Here is a 16,475-nt window from a genome sequence, read left to right on the forward strand (position 1 = left end):
ATGGTATAACAGATGCTCTTTCCAGGAAAGCTCTCTGTTTTCCCCCAGCCGGTTTTCCCCGCCAATATAGCCGTTGTATCCACTATTGAACGGGGTGTTGTTTCAAATGAACGCCGTTTAGCTTATTGCTTACCATGACAGTTTTTATATTTTTTACCGCTGCCGCATGGACAAGGATCATTTCGTCCTACGGTATTATTTTTCACAACTGGTTTTCTGGATTTTTTCTTCTGACCGTCGCCTCCTCCAGAAACAGCTTGCGTATTTTTAACGACTTCCTGACGCTGCAGATTATCCTGAATCTGTGCTTTCATCACATATTTGGATACTTCCTCTTCAATGCTTGCAATCATTTCTTCAAACATCGTGAAGCCTTCCATTTGATATTCACGCAGCGGATCGTTCTGACCGTAAGCACGTAAATGAATACCCTGGCGAAGCTGATCCATCTGGTCAATATGGTCCATCCATTTTGTATCTACTGTACGCAGTAAAATAACTTTTTCAAACTCAACAAACTGCTCCGGTGTAAGCTCTGCTTCTTTTGCATCATAACGGCTATTCACTTTTTCCATAATAATGCCAGTTATTTCATCTGCTTCCTTATCCTGAAGCTCTGCTGTTGTGATATCGCCTTGATCTAATAAGTTCCCTTCTACATATTCCACAATAGCATCCAGGTTCCATTTATCTTCATCATTATCCTGTGTATGCGTTGCAACAATTCGCTCTACGGTAGACTGAATCATATTTATAATGATTTCACGCAGGTTGGTTTCAGAATCAATGACGTCAAAGCGCTGTTTATAAATAATCTCACGCTGCTCACGAAGCACATCATCATAAGACAGAACCGTTTTACGTGCATCGTAGTTATTTCCTTCCACACGTTTCTGAGCAGATTCTACTGCACGGGAAACCATTTTACTTTCAATTGGCTGGTCATCATCCATGCCAAGCCTTTCCATCATTGCTTTCAAATTATCTGAACCGAAACGGCGCATCAGCTCATCTTCCATAGATAAGAAAAATTGGGATATTCCCGGATCACCCTGACGTCCGGAACGTCCGCGGAGCTGATTATCAATCCGACGTGATTCGTGTCGTTCCGTGCCGATGACAGCCAGTCCGCCAAGGTCTTTTACACCGTCTCCTAATTTAATATCTGTACCGCGGCCCGCCATGTTGGTTGCGATGGTTACTGCACCCCTCTGACCGGCATTTTCAATAATTTCCGCCTCACGGAAGTGGTTTTTCGCATTTAGTACTTCATGCTTTACTCCCGCGCGCTTGAGCATCTGTGAAATCAATTCAGAGGTCTCTACCGCTACCGTACCGACCAGAACCGGCTGACCCATTTCATGACGCTCTTTGATGTTATTGACAACAGATTTAAACTTGCCTTCCATCGTTTTATAAATTTGATCTGCACGGTCATCTCTTTGAACTGGCTGATTAGTTGGGATAGCAATAACATCCATATTATAGATGCTTCTGAACTCTTCTTCTTCTGTTTTTGCTGTACCTGTCATACCAGACAATTTTTTGTACATACGGAAATAGTTCTGGAAAGTAATCGAAGCAAGCGTCATACTCTCATTTTGTATTTGTAAGTTTTCCTTAGCTTCAATTGCCTGATGCAGACCATCACTATAGCGGCGGCCTTTCATTTTACGTCCAGTAAACTGGTCGATAATAATGACTTCGCCTTCTTCTACCATATAATCCGTATCTTTATGCATGGATACATGCGCTTTTAATGCCTGATTAATATGATGCGTTAAAGAAACATGTGATAATTCAAATAAATTTTCGATACTGAAGAATTTCTCTGCTTTATCAATTCCTTGTTCCGTTAATTGTACTGCCTTTGTTTTTTCCTCAAAGGTATAATCTGTTTCCTTCTGCAGTGTACGCACAAATTGATCTGCCTGCTGATAGAGCGATGCAGATTTTTTTGCTGACCCGGAAATAATCAATGGCGTACGGGCTTCATCAATTAAAATCGAGTCAACCTCATCGATAATGGCATAATTCAATGGACGCTGCACCATCTGTTCTTTATATAACACCATGTTATCTCTTAAATAGTCAAAACCAAATTCATTATTTGTTCCATAAGTAATATCTGCTTGATACGCTTTACGCTTATCTTCCTTAGGGAGACCATTATGGTTTAAACCGACCGTTAATCCTAAAAAAGCAAACAGCTCTCCATTTTCTTTCGCATCACGATCTGCTAAATAATCATTGACCGTAATAATATGCACACCTTCACCCGAAAGCGCATTAAGATACGCTGGCATCGTGGAAGCCAACGTTTTCCCTTCCCCTGTTTTCATTTCAGATATATTTCCATTATGCAGCGCTACCGCACCGACTAACTGCGTACGGAAAGGCCGCATTCCGAGCACACGCTTAGAGGCTTCACGAACAACCGCATATGCTTCTACAAGAAGGTTGTCCAATTCTTCTCCATTTGCGACCCGTTCCTTAAATTCCTCTGTTTTCTTCTGTAAATCATTATCTGAAAGCTTCTGTACCTCAGGCTCTAATGCTTCGATCTTGTCCACCTGTTTTTCGATACGCTTCACTTGTTTTTGATTTCCGTCACCAAAAATCTTCGTTAAAATTCCTGCCATTATGAACGCTCCTCAGTTAATTGAAACTTTTATTGCTTATAGAATTACACTTGATTCAAAAATTATATGTCATATACCATTATTTAAAGGTAATGATATCGTAGCTGATAAATTTACCATGTCTGATAGGCAATAGTCAATATAAGTAATCATAACACTTCCTAAACCGTTATGACAACTTACATTGTCCGTTTCGTTCCCAGCAGGGTCTCTTTCTGGCACAAGCTAATTATCAATATACTGACTGACCTCCTGTATGTATAAAAAAAGAACTGAAATGTTGATTTCAGTCCTGAATGAAGTGATCTTCCGAGGTTGTTTTGCGAAGAGTAGTATCGATTATAGATACACTATTTTTAAACTTTTTCTTTTTGTTCAGAGGATATCTGTGCAAGATGCTTATTGAGGTTTCCTACAATACGTAATAGCTGCTGAATTGTATGTTCATGCTGACTTACCCGCTGTTCCAATTCATCCAGCACTCGCTGCGTCGTATACTGCATTTGACTGCCCCCCTTTACTTTCTAATTTATTTATACCACATGCCTTCTTTTCCAGCGAATCAGCAAACTCCATTTTTCAACAGCCAAAAACACAGTTTGTCCAGACAAACTGTGTTTTTGGCTGTAAAAAAGACGCGTTTACCCGTATAAACTGAACAAAAACGCCAGTTTGATGTTTTTTTCGACAAAATTTCACCGATTGGATGAAAATGATAAATTTTTTGGCTTATTTATTCTTCCTTTACCACAACAAATCCTGTACATACGCACTCTGTGGGCGATTTCTATGATCCGTAGATATTTCATTTCTTGATCAAAAAAACTTTTTAGCAATCTCGTAAAAATGAAAAAAGCAGGATATTGCCTCCTGCATCGGAAGTGATATTCTGCTTTTTCTATTAATATACTATTTTATTTTGATTTAAACATGCGGTTCAATCAATCCGTATTTTCCATCACGGCGTTTATAAACTACATTGGTTTCTCCAGATTGATCATTGGTAAATACAAAGAAGCTGTGTCCAAGCATATCCATTTGCAGAATTGCTTCTTCAGAATCCATTGGTTTTAAGTTAAAACGTTTGGTACGTACTAATTCAATTTGATTTTCATTTTCTTCAGATGCCAGTTTTGCTTCTTTTTCTAATTCAGCAAAAGCATGCTTAGGAGCGCCGTTTTGTCTGAATTTACGATTGATTTTAGTTTTATGTTTGCGAATTTGTCTTTCTAATTTATCTACGGCTAAGTCTACAGCAGCATATAAGTCAATATGCTGTACCTCTGCACGCAGTAAGAGATTTGTCATTGGGATGGTAACCTCAATGCGCTGTTCATCATTATAGACACTTAGATTTACATGCACATCGCTAGTCGGAGCGGAATCAAAATATCTTTCCAGTTTGCTGATTTTCTTCTCAACATACTCTCGAATAGCGTTTGTAACCTCAATATTTTCGCCTCTAATATTAAATTTCATATAAGTGTCCTCCTTCTTTACTTTTATAAATATATTATATCACTATTTCACAAACTTCTCTTGTCTAAACCCTTATTTTTCGTAAACGTTTTCTATTCATCCGGGCCAACCCCTGTATATGCAAGGTTTAGAAAGATTAAAGTTTTTTGACAAAATTCGAAGTTATGTTTGAATTCGATTTACCAGAAACATATCCTTCTATTCTTTTCCTTCTCTCCGTCTCAGACAGAAAGTAAAGCATCCTCTCTTCTAAAAAGAGATAACCAGCTTGGCCATTGCTGATTATCTCTTTTTGAAGGTAATAAACCTTTATTTTTTCTGATCTAAAAACATGCCGTCCATGCTTTGCATATTTTTATATGGATTGGAATAGCTTGATGTTGATTTCTTTTGCTGCTGTACCTGCTTCATTTCATTTTTTAAAGCAAAGAATATAAATTTTATCTTTTGCTCAATATCTTGGTTCATAGGGACGACTGCTTTTCCCAGCTTGTCTTCATCCTCTGTGTATGGAGGAGCTATCGCTTCAAGCAGCTTCCCTCTCTCTTCCATCAATTTTTGAAAGGTACTGATAACCTCTTCCCGATTATGCGAATCGATATCCTGGGATAATAGCTGCTGCATGCGCTCTGTTAGTTGGTAGATAGGTATGATCCGGTTCATCAGATCGAAGCACCCTGACTGTATTTCTGCTGACGATCCTTTAGAATAACCTGTTTCCAAACATCGCGAAATTCCTCTGCATAGCTGAGTGCCTCTTCTAATTTTTCAGTATCATTCTTTATATTCGCTTCTGTTAATAGATTATGCATATAGTCGTATAACGGCATCATCTGGTGAGAGATTTCCATATTCATATCCAATGTCACCATGAGTTCATTAATGATTTTCTGCGCTTTTTGGATATTGGTATTTTTAGCAGCAAAATGGTTGTTATCCATCTCTTTCCTTGCTTGTTTAATAAATTTAATACAGCCATTATAGAGCATCAGCGTCAGTTCTCCGCCTGATGCTGTATTAACAGCGTTATTTTGATAGGTTTGATATGCTTTATTACTACTCATATTGCGTCACCCTTCTTTCTTATTGTGCCAGTCCAGGAGCAAAATTCGACATCAGCATATCGGATTGCTGATTCATCATGGAAATAGCACGCTCCATCTCTGAGAATTGTCTCCAATAACGCGATTCGACGTTTTCCAAACGACGCTCAAAATTCTCAATACGGCTGTTGATTTCCTCCATGCGTTTCCCTAGTGCATACCCATCTAAGGATACACTGGTTGCTTTACCAGCACGCTGATTAATTTGACCGATGGTATTCTCTACAGAATCCTCCAACCGATTGATCAGTCCTCTTCCTTCTCCCTCTACATTATTGGAGAAGAGTCTTTGCACACTTTCTGGATCGGCAGCTAGCGCCTCCCGCAACTCTGCTTCATTAATAACCAGCTTTCCGCCATCCATATAGTCAGCTGACGTTTCAATTCCGATTTCTGTTAATGAAGTGAAGGCTCCATCATTTTTCACTGTTCCATACCAGCTTTGCCGCATGCTGGATAATCCACTAGATAAGAATGATTCTCCCCGCAGCATTCCGCTTTTTGCTTTTTCTTCCCAAAGCTCAATTTCACGCTCGGACATATCTGATTTTTGTTCATCTGTTAACGGAGGAAAATCACGGAAAACCTGTTCACGCTGCGATTCATTAATTTTCTCAACAATTTCATTATAAGCTTCCACAAACTCGGTAATTTTTTCAACGGTATGGTCAATATCGTTGGTTACGTTTAGGGTTGCTTCGCCTTCTGTTTTATTTAGAAATTGGAAGGTAACGCCATTTAGCTGATAATGGTTGTCCTGGGTTGTGACTTTATAAGCGCCATTATAGGTAAATTCTGCATTTTGGGCGCCTTCTTCATTTTCATCATTCAAACCTAGGTTGGCAAAAAAGCTACTATCAGTAAACGTAATTTCCTTTCCACCTTCAGCTTTGTTATATTTCCCAGTTCGAGTAGCTTCTAATATGACTGTATTTGCATTTTCATCGTAGCTTAAACGAACAGGGCTATCTTTATCGTCATTAATTCTTTTAATAACATCAGAAAGTTTATCTCCAGATTGAATCTCATAGCTATGATCTATTTTTTCACCGGCTTTATCATATGTTGAAAATTCAATTGGTCCCATTGATGGATCAAGCGTATCTTCAGCATTAATCTGCATTTTATCCGACTCACTTACATTAATAGCAGAACTAGCCAACTGCTCCACCTTAATCCGATACGTACCGCCATTCGCGCCAGCATTTCCCGTAGCACGAACCGCATCCTCCTGTGTCGAGGAAATAATCTTTTTATTAAAAGTTTCACTCAATTTCATATTCAAAATCATATTCTGGTCAAAGTTGCCTAATAATTTATTAACGTCCCGGAAAGCATCGCGTTTCCATTCCAGCTTTGTCCGGTCCTGATGCATTTTATCAAGCGGGATTCTCTCTGCATTCATTAAATCTTTGATCATCGATTCTGTATCAATTCCACTTGCCAATCCGCCAATTCGCATATTCACTCACCTCTATATCTTTTTATTGATTAACAGGCCCATGAAATCGGCCATTTCTGCATACATATCCAATAACTTTTTTGGAGGAATTTCTCGTATAACCTCGTCTTTATCTGCATCTACAACAGTAACATAATACTTTTCCAATTTATCGTGCATTTCAAACTTTACATTTCTTCTGACCGGCTCTAAAAAGCCATTCATTTTTTCAATAACCAGCTCTACTTGTTCTTTACTCACTGCTTTGCTCGTTTCTGTCTTGGTTACTTCTTTTTCTTTTGCTTCAGACGGTAAAGCGGCGGGGGATGTAACAGCCTTAATGGGATGAGGAATAAATGAAGTGTCCTGCACTCCAGCTTTATTTACAACCATCAGGTCACAACTCCTTACTGTTTATCTTTTATATCGGCTACTCTTGGAAAATGTAAAGGGTTAAATACAAGTTTTATAGCATGATTGTCAAGTTTATCTGTACGATAAAAAGTTTATAGTTTTTCTCCTTTTAAGAAATCAAAGAGGTTTTGATCAATCTGTGCCGCCTGATTATTTTGGTTTTTGATATCTACATAAATCTCCTGCCGGTAGATATCTACTGACTTTGGCGCACGAATACCCAGCTTGACCTGATCCCCTTCAATCGCAATTACTTCTACTTCAATATCGTCACCGATTTGGATGGCTTCATTTCTTTTTCTGGAAAGTACAAGCATTATTTTTCCTCCTTTTCATGGGAAGGCCGGTTGATTGGCGTTCTGGATGAATATGCATCCGTTTGAAGGACGACCTGTTTTGCCAAGTTTTCTTTAACGTGAATCACAATTGGCGCTTTCAGGTTAATGGTGCTGTCCGTAAAGGGTTTATTTACAGTGACAATCGTGTAGATAGCTACATCATTGCGGTCTTTTATTTTTAAAAGGTCAATAGTAGAGGGTTCCAGTTCAAACACATAATCCTGATAAAGATAATAGGGGTCGGTAATGATAAAAGCTAATTGCGCATTATCTGCCGATTGTAAAATATGAAACATCTGGTTATCTGGAAATTCCAGTAATACAAATTGTTTGGACTCTGAAAATCCGGGTATTCCGGATGGAAATGTAATTATTTTTGACTCATCGACTTCGATTTCACCTAAGTACGCAGATGGCATCTTCATGGTGCACACTCCTTATATTTTTGTATTGATTACTTCTATTGTTAGCTCCGGACGCTGGGCGAGGGAGGTTTCTATACTTCCAGGTGTATATTGCATCATTGGTTTATTGGCTCTTCCTTCAATCACCGGCTGATGTGTTTGCACCTGAATATCTAAATCTGCCGGTTCATAGGAAGTTTTTACAGCAAAGGTAGAAGGAATAAATGTAATTCCCAATCTTTTTTGCTCTGAAAATGCGTTTTCCATCGCTTGTGCCTTGATGGGATCTGCACTATTTTCAATGCGCATTAATGCATTGCCCTGCCGTGCTCTTCTGGCAGTCCCTTGAGCAGCCGCCTGTTCCCCGGCCTGCGCATTTTTGGCGATGCTTTTTTTCGCACTTAATAAATTCATGTCCTCCCACGCCTGGCTCTGATCGATGTTTAGCTTTCCTTGTTTCGTACGCATGGAGATTTCTGCTTTGGGCTGTCTGATGGTTAAATCACTAGACGGCTGTGACATATGTAATTGTGCCGACTCTGTTTGAATTTGTATTTTTGCCGGCTGTGAATGCATTCTAATTTGTGGAATCTCCATCTCTTTTCCCTCTCCATCGCATGATTTAGAAAACATTGGCTTGGCTAAGCCTTTGGGTGAATAACATGCTCACATCCGTCTTACAAACAAAACTTTCCTATTAGATAAAAAACACCCTGCTCCAAACAACATAGTGGGCAGGGTGTTTTATACGTCAACAAACTTTCACGTGAACATGTCCTTATCGTAAAAAGTCAACCAGAGAAGGCTGGATAATACGAGAACCTGCTGAAAGTGCTGCCCGATGAAGACTCTCTTGTGTAATCAGGTTCGTAATTGCCTCTGCAAAATCGACGTCCTCATTATCAGATAACGTTTTTGTCGTGACGATTTTTTGATCGGCTAAGCGGTTTTCGACAAGCTCTACCCGATTCATGCGGGCACCGATTTCTGCACGTGAATCAAGAACGCCGCCAATCGATGCTTCTAATTCGCCAATGCTTGCTTCAATACCTTCTCCGTCTACAAGGCGTGAAATAAAGCTATCCACCGTTGCAAATAAATCTCCATTCTCACCAAAAACGGTAGATCCATCTGTATTTGCTTTTACAGTAATCCCGCTTGAAACTTCCATAATCATATCATCATCTGCAAAATCAACTGTCAGTTCTCCATCTTCGCCTATTGTTACTGGCTGTACATTCGAGTTCGTGCCGTTAAAAATGTATTTTCCATTCACACTCGTATTCGCAATATCTACTAAATGCTCTTTTAATTGCTTTGCTTCTTCTACAATACTCTGGTATTCGTCGCTGCTGTTTGTCCCATTGCTTGCCTTTACTGCCAGCTCTTTTAACCGCTGCATCGCATGATTCGTCTGGTCAATGGCAGCATCCGTATTATCCAGCCAGCTGTTCACTTCAGAGGTATTCCGTTCAAATTGTTCAATTCGTGCTAATTCGGAACGGTACGAAACGCCCTTCATCGCAATCATCGGATCATCAGAAGGCTTGGATATCTTTTTCCCCGTGTACAGCTGATCCATATATTTATTCATTTGCGTACTGTTATGTGATAAATTACGTAATAAGTTATTGGAAAGCATACTTTGAGTTACACGCATTTTTCTAACCTACCTTCCTACCAATCCCATTCGGTTGATAATTGTATCTATTAATTCATCCATCGCTGTCATCCCGCGGGCTGCTGCATTGTATGCATGCTGGAATTTAATCATGTTTGTCATTTCTTCATCCAGAGAAACTGCACTGATCGATTGACGCTGGTTATTCACCTGATGCTGTAATGTCGCTGTATTATCCAGCATCGTGATGGCGTGTTTAGCATCCACCCCGACTTCACCGATAATGGATTCCAGATAACCATTCACAGAGACACCATCTAAATCCTCATTGGCACTTGTAAAGACATTCGACAAATCTCTTGCCAGGTCTCCTGAATTTCCTTCTCTTGACACATTAACGTCGGAACGGTCTTTTAATGCAACCGCCATTTTCCCGGCAGCTCCCTGTGCATCCGTTAACTCTTCAAAAAATGGCAGCCCTGAGTCCCCCTCTTTATGAAGTTCATTGAAGCTGGTTACAATCGCATGTGCCAGATTATCCAGCTTTTCAAGCATCTCCGGAAAATCGCCTTTTGCTACAGCGTTCTCTCCTTCGCCCTCCGCATATCCGGAAGCATGTACATAACTTTGGATTGTGCCTCTGGAGGATGTAATATCCACATCACCTACATTGATGCTTTCAAAAACTTTCATTCCATTAATTTCTGTATAAACCGGATCATCGATCTGCTGGGTTTCTCCTGTCACCCCATTAACGATATTCACCGGCTCACCATCTGCAACGATAATATTCACTATCGCGACACCATCTCCCTGCTTTCCGCCCGGAATATGATCTTTATTATAGGACACATCAATATTCACAATTTCTGAAAGCTCATCTAAAATATTATCGCGCCGATCATATAAATCATTGGCAGTATACCCATGTGTTTCGAGCTTTTTAATTTGAGAATTGATATCTTTCAGATTTTCAATCATACTATTTGCTTGATTAATTGTATTCTCTGTCTCCGTTTGTAAATCCGTACGAATGGTATTCATCGAAGACGACAGATGATTGAACGTATCAGCCAGCGCTTCCCCTCTGCTCAGGATAACTGCACGCCCCCCATTTTCGCCCGGGGTGGTAGATGCAGTCTGCAACGCACTCCAGAAATCACTCATTGCTGCTTCGATGCCTGAATCGCTCGGCTCATTCAATAAATTTTCCATTCTTGAAAGTGCCTCTGTCCGTTGAGACCAATAGCCTACAGAAGCATTCTCCGACCGAAATTGGGTATCTAAAAATTGATTACGGATACGCTGGACAGACCCAGCTTCTACTCCTGTCCCCATCTGACCAGGCAGGTGCGGACTGTTCATTCCCGGCGTCGGGTAAGCATTCATTGCCTGCATATTCACGCGCTGTCTGGAGTATCCAGGTGTATTGGCATTGGAAATATTATGCCCGGTTGTATATAAAGCACTTTGCTGTGTACTCAGTGCCTGACGTGCCATTTCTAATCCTCGGAACGTACTCATGCCTTCTTTTCTCTCCTTTTCTACGCTTTCGAATCAAATAAAGAACGGTTGGACATCTTATCAGAGGATCCATTTCCGTAATTCATTGAGTTGATGGAAGGATTAACTAATTCCATCGAAAGCTGAACAAACTTCATCGATTCTTCCAGTAATGCTTTATTTAATTGCTCCTGTCTTTTTAGCTCTGTCATTGTATCCGTTAGTGCAGCCGCTGCATCTGCTGCCATTTTCTGTTCTTCTCCATCCAGCCTGTCCAAAATCTCTGTAATGGTCAGTGATGCTGCGGCATCAGGCTGTTCTTGATTCCATGCTTCTGCGGCTTCCTGTCTTTGTTGTTCCTGTTTCTCCAGCTGACGGATAAGCTTCTGCTCTTCTAAAAGCAATGCCTGAAATTCATCCAGCTTATTATTCGTCAAAGCTTCTGTCTTTCGCTTGGATAATCCCAGTAAATCTTTGTGTGTTGCGGTTAAATCATTCATTGCGTGTATCAGCTGTATGCCCACACCGTTTCCTCCTTTGACGGTATTCCCTTACTTACCAGTCCAAAAATCATGCATTTTCTGAGCAATCTTCTCATAATTTATTTCATATTGATTGCTCTCGATTTTCTGTTTTATCTCATTGACATACGCTGCCCGCGTTTCATTCGGCTGCTCCTGCTTCTGCAGCTTCTTCGCTTCCGGCGATATCTCAATACTGTCCTTCTTATATGCTTCAGACTCGATTGCCTGTTTATCCTTAAATGCCTGTTTATATGGATTAAAGTTGGTTGGATTTGGTCCATGTATTTTCAATTTCTGCACCCCTTCCAGTAATGCGTGATTTCTTTGGATACTGCATTACTCTTTCTTTGTCCGATTCTGGTATATTAATCTTTCTTCCATTCTCCTTTTGCATAATATGTTGTTTTACTTTCTTCTTTCAGCGCTTTTTCCTGAATGGATTCCACTGCGTCATGCCGCTCCAGTTCTTCCTTCAGCTCTGTCTGGCAAGCATCACATAAAGTCCCTTCTGTAATAGGTCGCTGGCACCTTTCACAAGGATAGGACAAATTAGGGAAGTGAGAAGGCTGGAGCCTTTTTTCCCGGATAAATTTATGAAGAATACTTTCATTTACATCTGTCGCCTCTACAATCTGCCCAATTGTAGCCATCCGGTTTTCCCGTTTTCTTAAAAAGTTATATACCATTCTAAAATCTTCTTCTTCTTTTTTATAGCATTCGTTACATATTTCTCTAAATTGCTTCACAAACACACGATTACATCGTTCGCAGTTTGCCAGTTCTCCCATTGCCGTTTCTCCTCTCTGCTCTGCATATTGCCAGGAAGGAATTTATCATTTCATATTTTATTTTCACGAAATACTTTTGCCTACTTATATCATCGTCACTATTGCCGCTATTGTTAATAGTAAATTCGATTTATTTTACGTTCGTTACATTTATTATAACAAATCGTTTCGCAGTTTTGGGAGCAGTTCTATTATTCATCCTGTGCAGGCCTGCACTTCTAACTTCGTGCTACTGTTAAGGAATACACTGCCGGGCAGCCGTGAAGCTTCAGCTGCTGTGCTGCATGCCGGACAGTTGTACCAGTTGTATAAATATCATCCACAATCAAAGCCGGCTGCTGCAGGGCCTCTGTGATAAAAAAAGGATTCCCTCTTTTTAAACGCGACTTCCGATTTTTCTTTGCCTGCTTTTCCCCGCTGTTTCTTCCCAACGCATGCTTTACTGGAATATCCAGCATTTCTGCCAGAGCTAATGATTGATTAAACCCCCGCTCCTGCATTCGATTTTTACTTAATGGAATAGGCACGGCCGCTATGGATGGCGTAATCGAAGCAAATTGTTTTTCAAAAGCATGCTGCAGGCCCTTCCGAAAAACTTCTCTTAATACATAATCTCCCCGGAATTTCCATTGGGTAATCAGGTCACGCATCGTTTCATTATAATAGTAAATAGAATAATTCCCTTCTATATTTTCTCCTAATTGCCTCCACTGCTGACAATCGGAACAAATGGCGCCGTTCCACGCCCGGCTGCATATCTCACACCGGTTCCCAGAAATTATTTTAAGTTTTGCGGCACAGGTTTCACAGAGAACCGAATTTTCTTCTACTGTCAGCCAATTCGACCAGCTCAAGGACTTTTCTAAAGGGGCATAGCAGTATAAACAAATATTCAACGTTTGCTCCCCCTTGCATTCATATCTAAAATCATCTGTCGGGCTTTTTCCATTGCGTCTGTTTTCCCGTCATGGAAAAAAATAACCTCTCCTGATGGATCAGCCGCACTTCTTCCGGCACGTCCAGCAATTTGCACCAGTGCAGCTTCATTAAATACTTCATGGCCGGCACCCAGCACAGCTACATCCACAGAGGGGAAGGTCACCCCTCTTTCCAGGATTGTTGTTGTAATCAAGGCATGTAATTTCTTTTCTCGAAATTGAATGATTTTCTCTTCTCTATCCTGATCCGCCGCAAAAACAATCTCTAATTTTTCAGCAGCTGCTATTGTATTTGTTTTAAGCAAGGCGTCGGAAATAACTTCCTTTAATTCTTTTGCCATAGCAATTTCTGGTACGAACAAAAGGAGCTGCCGCTTCCGGTTTTTTCTTTGAACCAGCCACTTTAATAAGGCACGGGGAAGTTTTCTGTTTGTCAGCTGACTGGTTAGATAAAAGGAAAATTTAAATTGGGGAACAGGTAAAAGATGTCCATGGTAACGCAAAGGCACAAAAACATGCGGGAGCTTTCCAAGCTTCATTTGCAGCCTGAAGTTTTTACGAGGGGTAGCAGTGAGGTATAATGTCGTAGCCTGCTTCTTAACAGCTTGCTTGGCAGCATACATCAGGCTTCTATCTAAATAATAAGGAAAAGCATCTACCTCATCAATGATTAATACATCAAATGCCTGATAATAGCGCAGCAGTTGATGTGTAGTGGCTAAAATCAATTGAGACCTGCCAGTACGATGCTCACTGCCGCCATAAAGGGCTTCTATGGTGATGTTTTGAAAGGCCTGTCTCATTCTGGGGAGTAATTCCCGGATAACATCGACGCGTGGGGAAGCCAAAGCAACACGATTCCCACGCTTCAAAGCCGCAGTAATTGCCGGGAACAGCATCTCTGTTTTGCCGGCACCGCAGACGGCCCAGCATAGATAGGATGGATTTTTTTCATTAACGGCTCGCTCCAGGTGAGCCGCAGCCTTGCTTTGAGCCGGCGTTAACTGTCCTTCCCAGGTTAACGGATTGGCATGCTCCGGCCAGCGTGCTTCTGTACCATTCCAGCTGTACAGCGGCTTGCATTCGCTGATTCTCCCCATTTGGATACAATTCCGGCAATATAAATGGGTTTTCTGGCAAATTCCACAGGGATATTCGGAAAAATATTGCAGGGAAGTATTTCCGCAGCGCATACATTGGGGCGCTCCTTTTTTATTTTCTATTGCAGGAATTGGTATGAGCTGCTTCGTGGATTGGAGTACTTGAAAACAGGTTTGAGGAATGGGGACTTCATCTTCTAATAATCGTTTTCCGGATAAGGCCTGAGCGAGGAGTGCAGGGGATAGCGGGATCTGTTTGTCCATACGTAATATAACACCTCCGTAATTTGTGGGGAAAAGCATCTATTTAGCAGAAAACTTCATTCAGTGAGCTTTTCTGCTGCTGAATGAAGTTTTATTCTATTTTTTGTACCAAGCGACGCCAACAGCGCCTTGTCCGAGATGCGTACCAATAACAGGTCCGAAATAGCTGATAGATGTTTCGATTTCCGGGTGTTTTTCTTTAAAATCTGCTTCGAGCTTTTCGGCATAAGTGCGGTCATTCCCATGAATAAACACAACCCGCAGTTCCTTACCTGCATCAACCTCTTCTTCCAGCATGCCAAGGATACGAGAGATTGCTTTTTTCTTCGTGCGGATTTTTTCAAAAGGAACAATCAGCTTATCCTCAAAATGAAGAATCGGTTTGATTTGTAACAGACTTCCTAATATCGCTTGGGCATTCGATAATCTTCCTCCTTTTTGGAGGTTCGTTAGATCATCCACCATAAAATAAGCACGGGCTGATTTTTTCATTTCATCCATTCTCGCTAAAATAGTTTCTGCGGATGCTCCGTTTTGGGCCATTGCAGCAGCTTCAAGTACATAAAAGCCCTGCAGCATACAACTGATTTCCGAATCGTAGGCATACACTTCGATTCCTTCCACCATGTCACCTGTACTTACCATTGTCTGATAGGTGCCGCTTATCCCGCTCGATAAATGAACCGAAATAACAGCGTCATATTCTTCTGCTAATGCTTCTAATTTTTTCGTCATCTCGCCGACAGACGGCTGTGAGGTACTTGGCAATTCTTTAGCGTTTGCAAGCTTCCGATAAAACTCTTCCGTGGTAATATCTAATTCTTCACGATAGGAACCATCCGGAAAATTGACGCTCAACGGAACCATATGAATATTATATTTTTCCCGTTCTTCCGGCGTAATATATGCTGTACTATCTGTCATTACAGCAACTTTCATAGGCAATTACCCCTTTTCTTTTCTGGTACTATACTGTCTTGTTCTGTATATCCTCATAGGAAACGGCTTACTTGACATTATTCTACACGAAACTGCTGTAAAAATCGAATGCTTTCCGGCAAGGCGAATGTTTCTACCTCTTATGGTAAAAAGAGAAAGTCTGCTTGCCCAAAAGGAGGGAAAAAGCGCCCTGACAGACTCAATCAGGACGCTTTTTTTGTTTATCTTATTAAATAACCTCTACCCAGCCTTTTCGTATAGCACACACAACAGCCTGCGTACGATCATTCACATTCATTTTTTGGAGAATATTACTTACATGGTTTTTTACTGTTTTTTCACTGATATAAAGCGATTCTGCTACAGCACGGTTGCTTTTCCCCTCTGCCAGCAGCTGAAGTACCTGACATTCACGTCTTGTCAATAAATGAAGCGGTTTGCGGTGCTCTACATGTCTGTTTGCCAGGCTGGAAGTATTTTCCCGTGCAAGACGGCGATACTCTTTTACTAAATTATGTGTAATGCGCGGATGTAAATAAGAACCGCCCTCGCTCACTACTTTAATTGCTTCAACAAGTGCTTCTGCATCCATCTCTTTTAACAGATAGCCTTGTGCCCCCGTTTTCAAAGCATGTGTCACATAATTTTCATCATCATGGATAGACAGGATGATTATTTTTGTATGCGGAAATTGTCTCAGTAAGTCAGCAGTTGCCTGTACCCCATTAATTTTAGGCATATTGATATCCATTAACACAACATCCGGATTATTATCTCTCACAAGATTAGCTGCATCCGTTCCGTCATCCGCTTCTGCAACTACCTTAAATGCCGGTTCGAATTCTAAAATTCGTTTGACACCTTCGCGAAATAATTTGTGGTCATCAATTAATACGATATTTACTTCTTTTTGTGCGTCCATATATATATCTCCTTTTCTACTAGATGATACTAATTGAACTGTCATGTTGTCTTCA

General features: G+C 40.7%; 19 protein-coding genes. All 19 read right to left on the reverse strand.

The features are described 5' to 3' along the window. Window positions 1-122: 122 nt before the first annotated feature. The 19 genes from secA to MKY65_RS18600 all read right to left on the reverse strand — a co-directional run bounded on the left by secA (window position 123) and on the right by MKY65_RS18600 (window position 16,420). The gene (gene secA, locus MKY65_RS18510; protein WP_339179430.1) at window positions 123-2,642 is read right to left on the reverse strand and encodes a preprotein translocase subunit SecA; all 2,520 of its coding nucleotides are present in this window, start codon (window positions 2,640-2,642) and stop codon (window positions 123-125) included. Between the two features lie 356 nt (window positions 2,643-2,998). Further along, window positions 2,999-3,145, reverse strand: coding sequence for a hypothetical protein (locus tag MKY65_RS18515; protein ID WP_175297008.1), 147 nt, complete (start codon window positions 3,143-3,145; stop codon window positions 2,999-3,001). Window positions 3,146-3,566: 421 nt separating this feature from the next. Further along, complete coding sequence (raiA, locus tag MKY65_RS18520; protein ID WP_042530193.1) at window positions 3,567-4,121, reverse strand: ribosome-associated translation inhibitor RaiA; 555 nt, start codon at window positions 4,119-4,121, stop codon at window positions 3,567-3,569. Between the two features lie 309 nt (window positions 4,122-4,430). Beyond that, entirely contained in the window at window positions 4,431-4,784 is a 354-nt protein-coding gene (locus MKY65_RS18525) for a flagellar protein FliT (RefSeq protein WP_339179433.1), read from the reverse strand. Further along, complete coding sequence (gene fliS, locus MKY65_RS18530; protein WP_339179436.1) at window positions 4,784-5,185, reverse strand: flagellar export chaperone FliS; 402 nt, start codon at window positions 5,183-5,185, stop codon at window positions 4,784-4,786. Before fliS ends, MKY65_RS18525 begins: the two co-directional genes overlap by 1 nt. 19 nt (window positions 5,186-5,204) lie before the next feature. Then, complete coding sequence (gene fliD, locus MKY65_RS18535; RefSeq protein ID WP_339179437.1) at window positions 5,205-6,686, reverse strand: flagellar filament capping protein FliD; 1,482 nt, start codon at window positions 6,684-6,686, stop codon at window positions 5,205-5,207. 12 nt (window positions 6,687-6,698) lie between these two features. Next, window positions 6,699-7,058: a flagellar protein FlaG gene (gene flaG, locus MKY65_RS18540; RefSeq protein ID WP_339179438.1), complete on the reverse strand. Its 360-nt coding sequence runs from the start codon at window positions 7,056-7,058 to the stop codon at window positions 6,699-6,701. A gap of 113 nt (window positions 7,059-7,171) precedes the next feature. Then, complete coding sequence (csrA, locus tag MKY65_RS18545) at window positions 7,172-7,396, reverse strand: carbon storage regulator CsrA (protein WP_040978816.1); 225 nt, start codon at window positions 7,394-7,396, stop codon at window positions 7,172-7,174. Next, window positions 7,396-7,842 (reverse strand): flagellar assembly protein FliW, encoded by a 447-nt coding sequence (fliW, locus tag MKY65_RS18550; protein ID WP_339179440.1) that lies wholly within the window; start codon window positions 7,840-7,842, stop codon window positions 7,396-7,398. Before fliW ends, csrA begins: the two co-directional genes overlap by 1 nt. Before the next feature lie 12 nt (window positions 7,843-7,854). Further along, the gene (locus tag MKY65_RS18555) at window positions 7,855-8,418 is read right to left on the reverse strand and encodes a DUF6470 family protein (RefSeq protein ID WP_339179442.1); all 564 of its coding nucleotides are present in this window, start codon (window positions 8,416-8,418) and stop codon (window positions 7,855-7,857) included. 181 nt (window positions 8,419-8,599) lie between these two features. Then, window positions 8,600-9,481, reverse strand: a complete 882-nt coding sequence (gene flgL / locus MKY65_RS18560; protein WP_339179444.1) for a flagellar hook-associated protein FlgL — start codon at window positions 9,479-9,481, stop codon at window positions 8,600-8,602. Window positions 9,482-9,490: 9 nt separating this feature from the next. Beyond that, complete coding sequence (gene flgK, locus MKY65_RS18565) at window positions 9,491-10,966, reverse strand: flagellar hook-associated protein FlgK (protein WP_339179446.1); 1,476 nt, start codon at window positions 10,964-10,966, stop codon at window positions 9,491-9,493. Window positions 10,967-10,986: 20 nt separating this feature from the next. Beyond that, window positions 10,987-11,469: a flagellar protein FlgN gene (locus MKY65_RS18570; protein ID WP_339179449.1), complete on the reverse strand. Its 483-nt coding sequence runs from the start codon at window positions 11,467-11,469 to the stop codon at window positions 10,987-10,989. A 27-nt stretch (window positions 11,470-11,496) separates the two neighbouring features. Further along, window positions 11,497-11,760 (reverse strand): flagellar biosynthesis anti-sigma factor FlgM, encoded by a 264-nt coding sequence (flgM, locus tag MKY65_RS18575; protein WP_339179451.1) that lies wholly within the window; start codon window positions 11,758-11,760, stop codon window positions 11,497-11,499. Between the two features lie 74 nt (window positions 11,761-11,834). Next, window positions 11,835-12,257, reverse strand: coding sequence for a TIGR03826 family flagellar region protein (locus MKY65_RS18580; RefSeq protein WP_339179453.1), 423 nt, complete (start codon window positions 12,255-12,257; stop codon window positions 11,835-11,837). 218 nt (window positions 12,258-12,475) lie between these two features. After that, entirely contained in the window at window positions 12,476-13,153 is a 678-nt protein-coding gene (locus MKY65_RS18585; protein WP_339179456.1) for a ComF family protein, read from the reverse strand. Continuing rightward, entirely contained in the window at window positions 13,150-14,559 is a 1,410-nt protein-coding gene (locus tag MKY65_RS18590; RefSeq protein WP_339179458.1) for a DEAD/DEAH box helicase, read from the reverse strand. Before MKY65_RS18590 ends, MKY65_RS18585 begins: the two co-directional genes overlap by 4 nt. A gap of 96 nt (window positions 14,560-14,655) precedes the next feature. Continuing rightward, the gene (locus MKY65_RS18595) at window positions 14,656-15,498 is read right to left on the reverse strand and encodes a DegV family protein (RefSeq protein WP_339179460.1); all 843 of its coding nucleotides are present in this window, start codon (window positions 15,496-15,498) and stop codon (window positions 14,656-14,658) included. A gap of 229 nt (window positions 15,499-15,727) precedes the next feature. After that, window positions 15,728-16,420 carry a response regulator transcription factor gene (locus MKY65_RS18600; protein WP_042530169.1) on the reverse strand — a complete coding sequence of 231 codons (693 nt, stop codon included), beginning with the start codon at window positions 16,418-16,420 and terminating at the stop codon, window positions 15,728-15,730. Window positions 16,421-16,475: the final 55 nt, after the last annotated feature.

The sequence above is a fragment of the Oceanobacillus sp. FSL W7-1293 genome (genome assembly GCF_037969815.1).
Lineage (GTDB): Bacteria > Bacillota > Bacilli > Bacillales > Amphibacillaceae > Oceanobacillus > Oceanobacillus oncorhynchi.

What these genes read in the sequence shown, in the direction of transcription:
- secA (WP_339179430.1), bottom strand. Translation starts at nt 2,642, where the DNA reads ATGGCAGGAATTTTAACGAAGATTTTTGGTGACGGAAATCAAAAACAA.
- MKY65_RS18515 (WP_175297008.1), bottom strand. Translation starts at nt 3,145, where the DNA reads ATGCAGTATACGACGCAGCGAGTGCTGGATGAATTGGAACAGCGGGTA.
- raiA (WP_042530193.1), bottom strand. Translation starts at nt 4,121, where the DNA reads ATGAAATTTAATATTAGAGGCGAAAATATTGAGGTTACAAACGCTATT.
- MKY65_RS18525 (WP_339179433.1), bottom strand. Translation starts at nt 4,784, where the DNA reads ATGAACCGGATCATACCTATCTACCAACTAACAGAGCGCATGCAGCAG.
- fliS (WP_339179436.1), bottom strand. Translation starts at nt 5,185, where the DNA reads ATGAGTAGTAATAAAGCATATCAAACCTATCAAAATAACGCTGTTAAT.
- fliD (WP_339179437.1), bottom strand. Translation starts at nt 6,686, where the DNA reads ATGCGAATTGGCGGATTGGCAAGTGGAATTGATACAGAATCGATGATC.
- flaG (WP_339179438.1), bottom strand. Translation starts at nt 7,058, where the DNA reads ATGGTTGTAAATAAAGCTGGAGTGCAGGACACTTCATTTATTCCTCAT.
- csrA (WP_040978816.1), bottom strand. Translation starts at nt 7,396, where the DNA reads ATGCTTGTACTTTCCAGAAAAAGAAATGAAGCCATCCAAATCGGTGAC.
- fliW (WP_339179440.1), bottom strand. Translation starts at nt 7,842, where the DNA reads ATGAAGATGCCATCTGCGTACTTAGGTGAAATCGAAGTCGATGAGTCA.
- MKY65_RS18555 (WP_339179442.1), bottom strand. Translation starts at nt 8,418, where the DNA reads ATGGAGATTCCACAAATTAGAATGCATTCACAGCCGGCAAAAATACAA.
- flgL (WP_339179444.1), bottom strand. Translation starts at nt 9,481, where the DNA reads ATGCGTGTAACTCAAAGTATGCTTTCCAATAACTTATTACGTAATTTA.
- flgK (WP_339179446.1), bottom strand. Translation starts at nt 10,966, where the DNA reads ATGAGTACGTTCCGAGGATTAGAAATGGCACGTCAGGCACTGAGTACA.
- MKY65_RS18580 (WP_339179453.1), bottom strand. Translation starts at nt 12,257, where the DNA reads ATGGGAGAACTGGCAAACTGCGAACGATGTAATCGTGTGTTTGTGAAG.
- MKY65_RS18590 (WP_339179458.1), bottom strand. Translation starts at nt 14,559, where the DNA reads ATGGACAAACAGATCCCGCTATCCCCTGCACTCCTCGCTCAGGCCTTA.
- MKY65_RS18595 (WP_339179460.1), bottom strand. Translation starts at nt 15,498, where the DNA reads ATGAAAGTTGCTGTAATGACAGATAGTACAGCATATATTACGCCGGAA.
- MKY65_RS18600 (WP_042530169.1), bottom strand. Translation starts at nt 16,420, where the DNA reads ATGGACGCACAAAAAGAAGTAAATATCGTATTAATTGATGACCACAAA.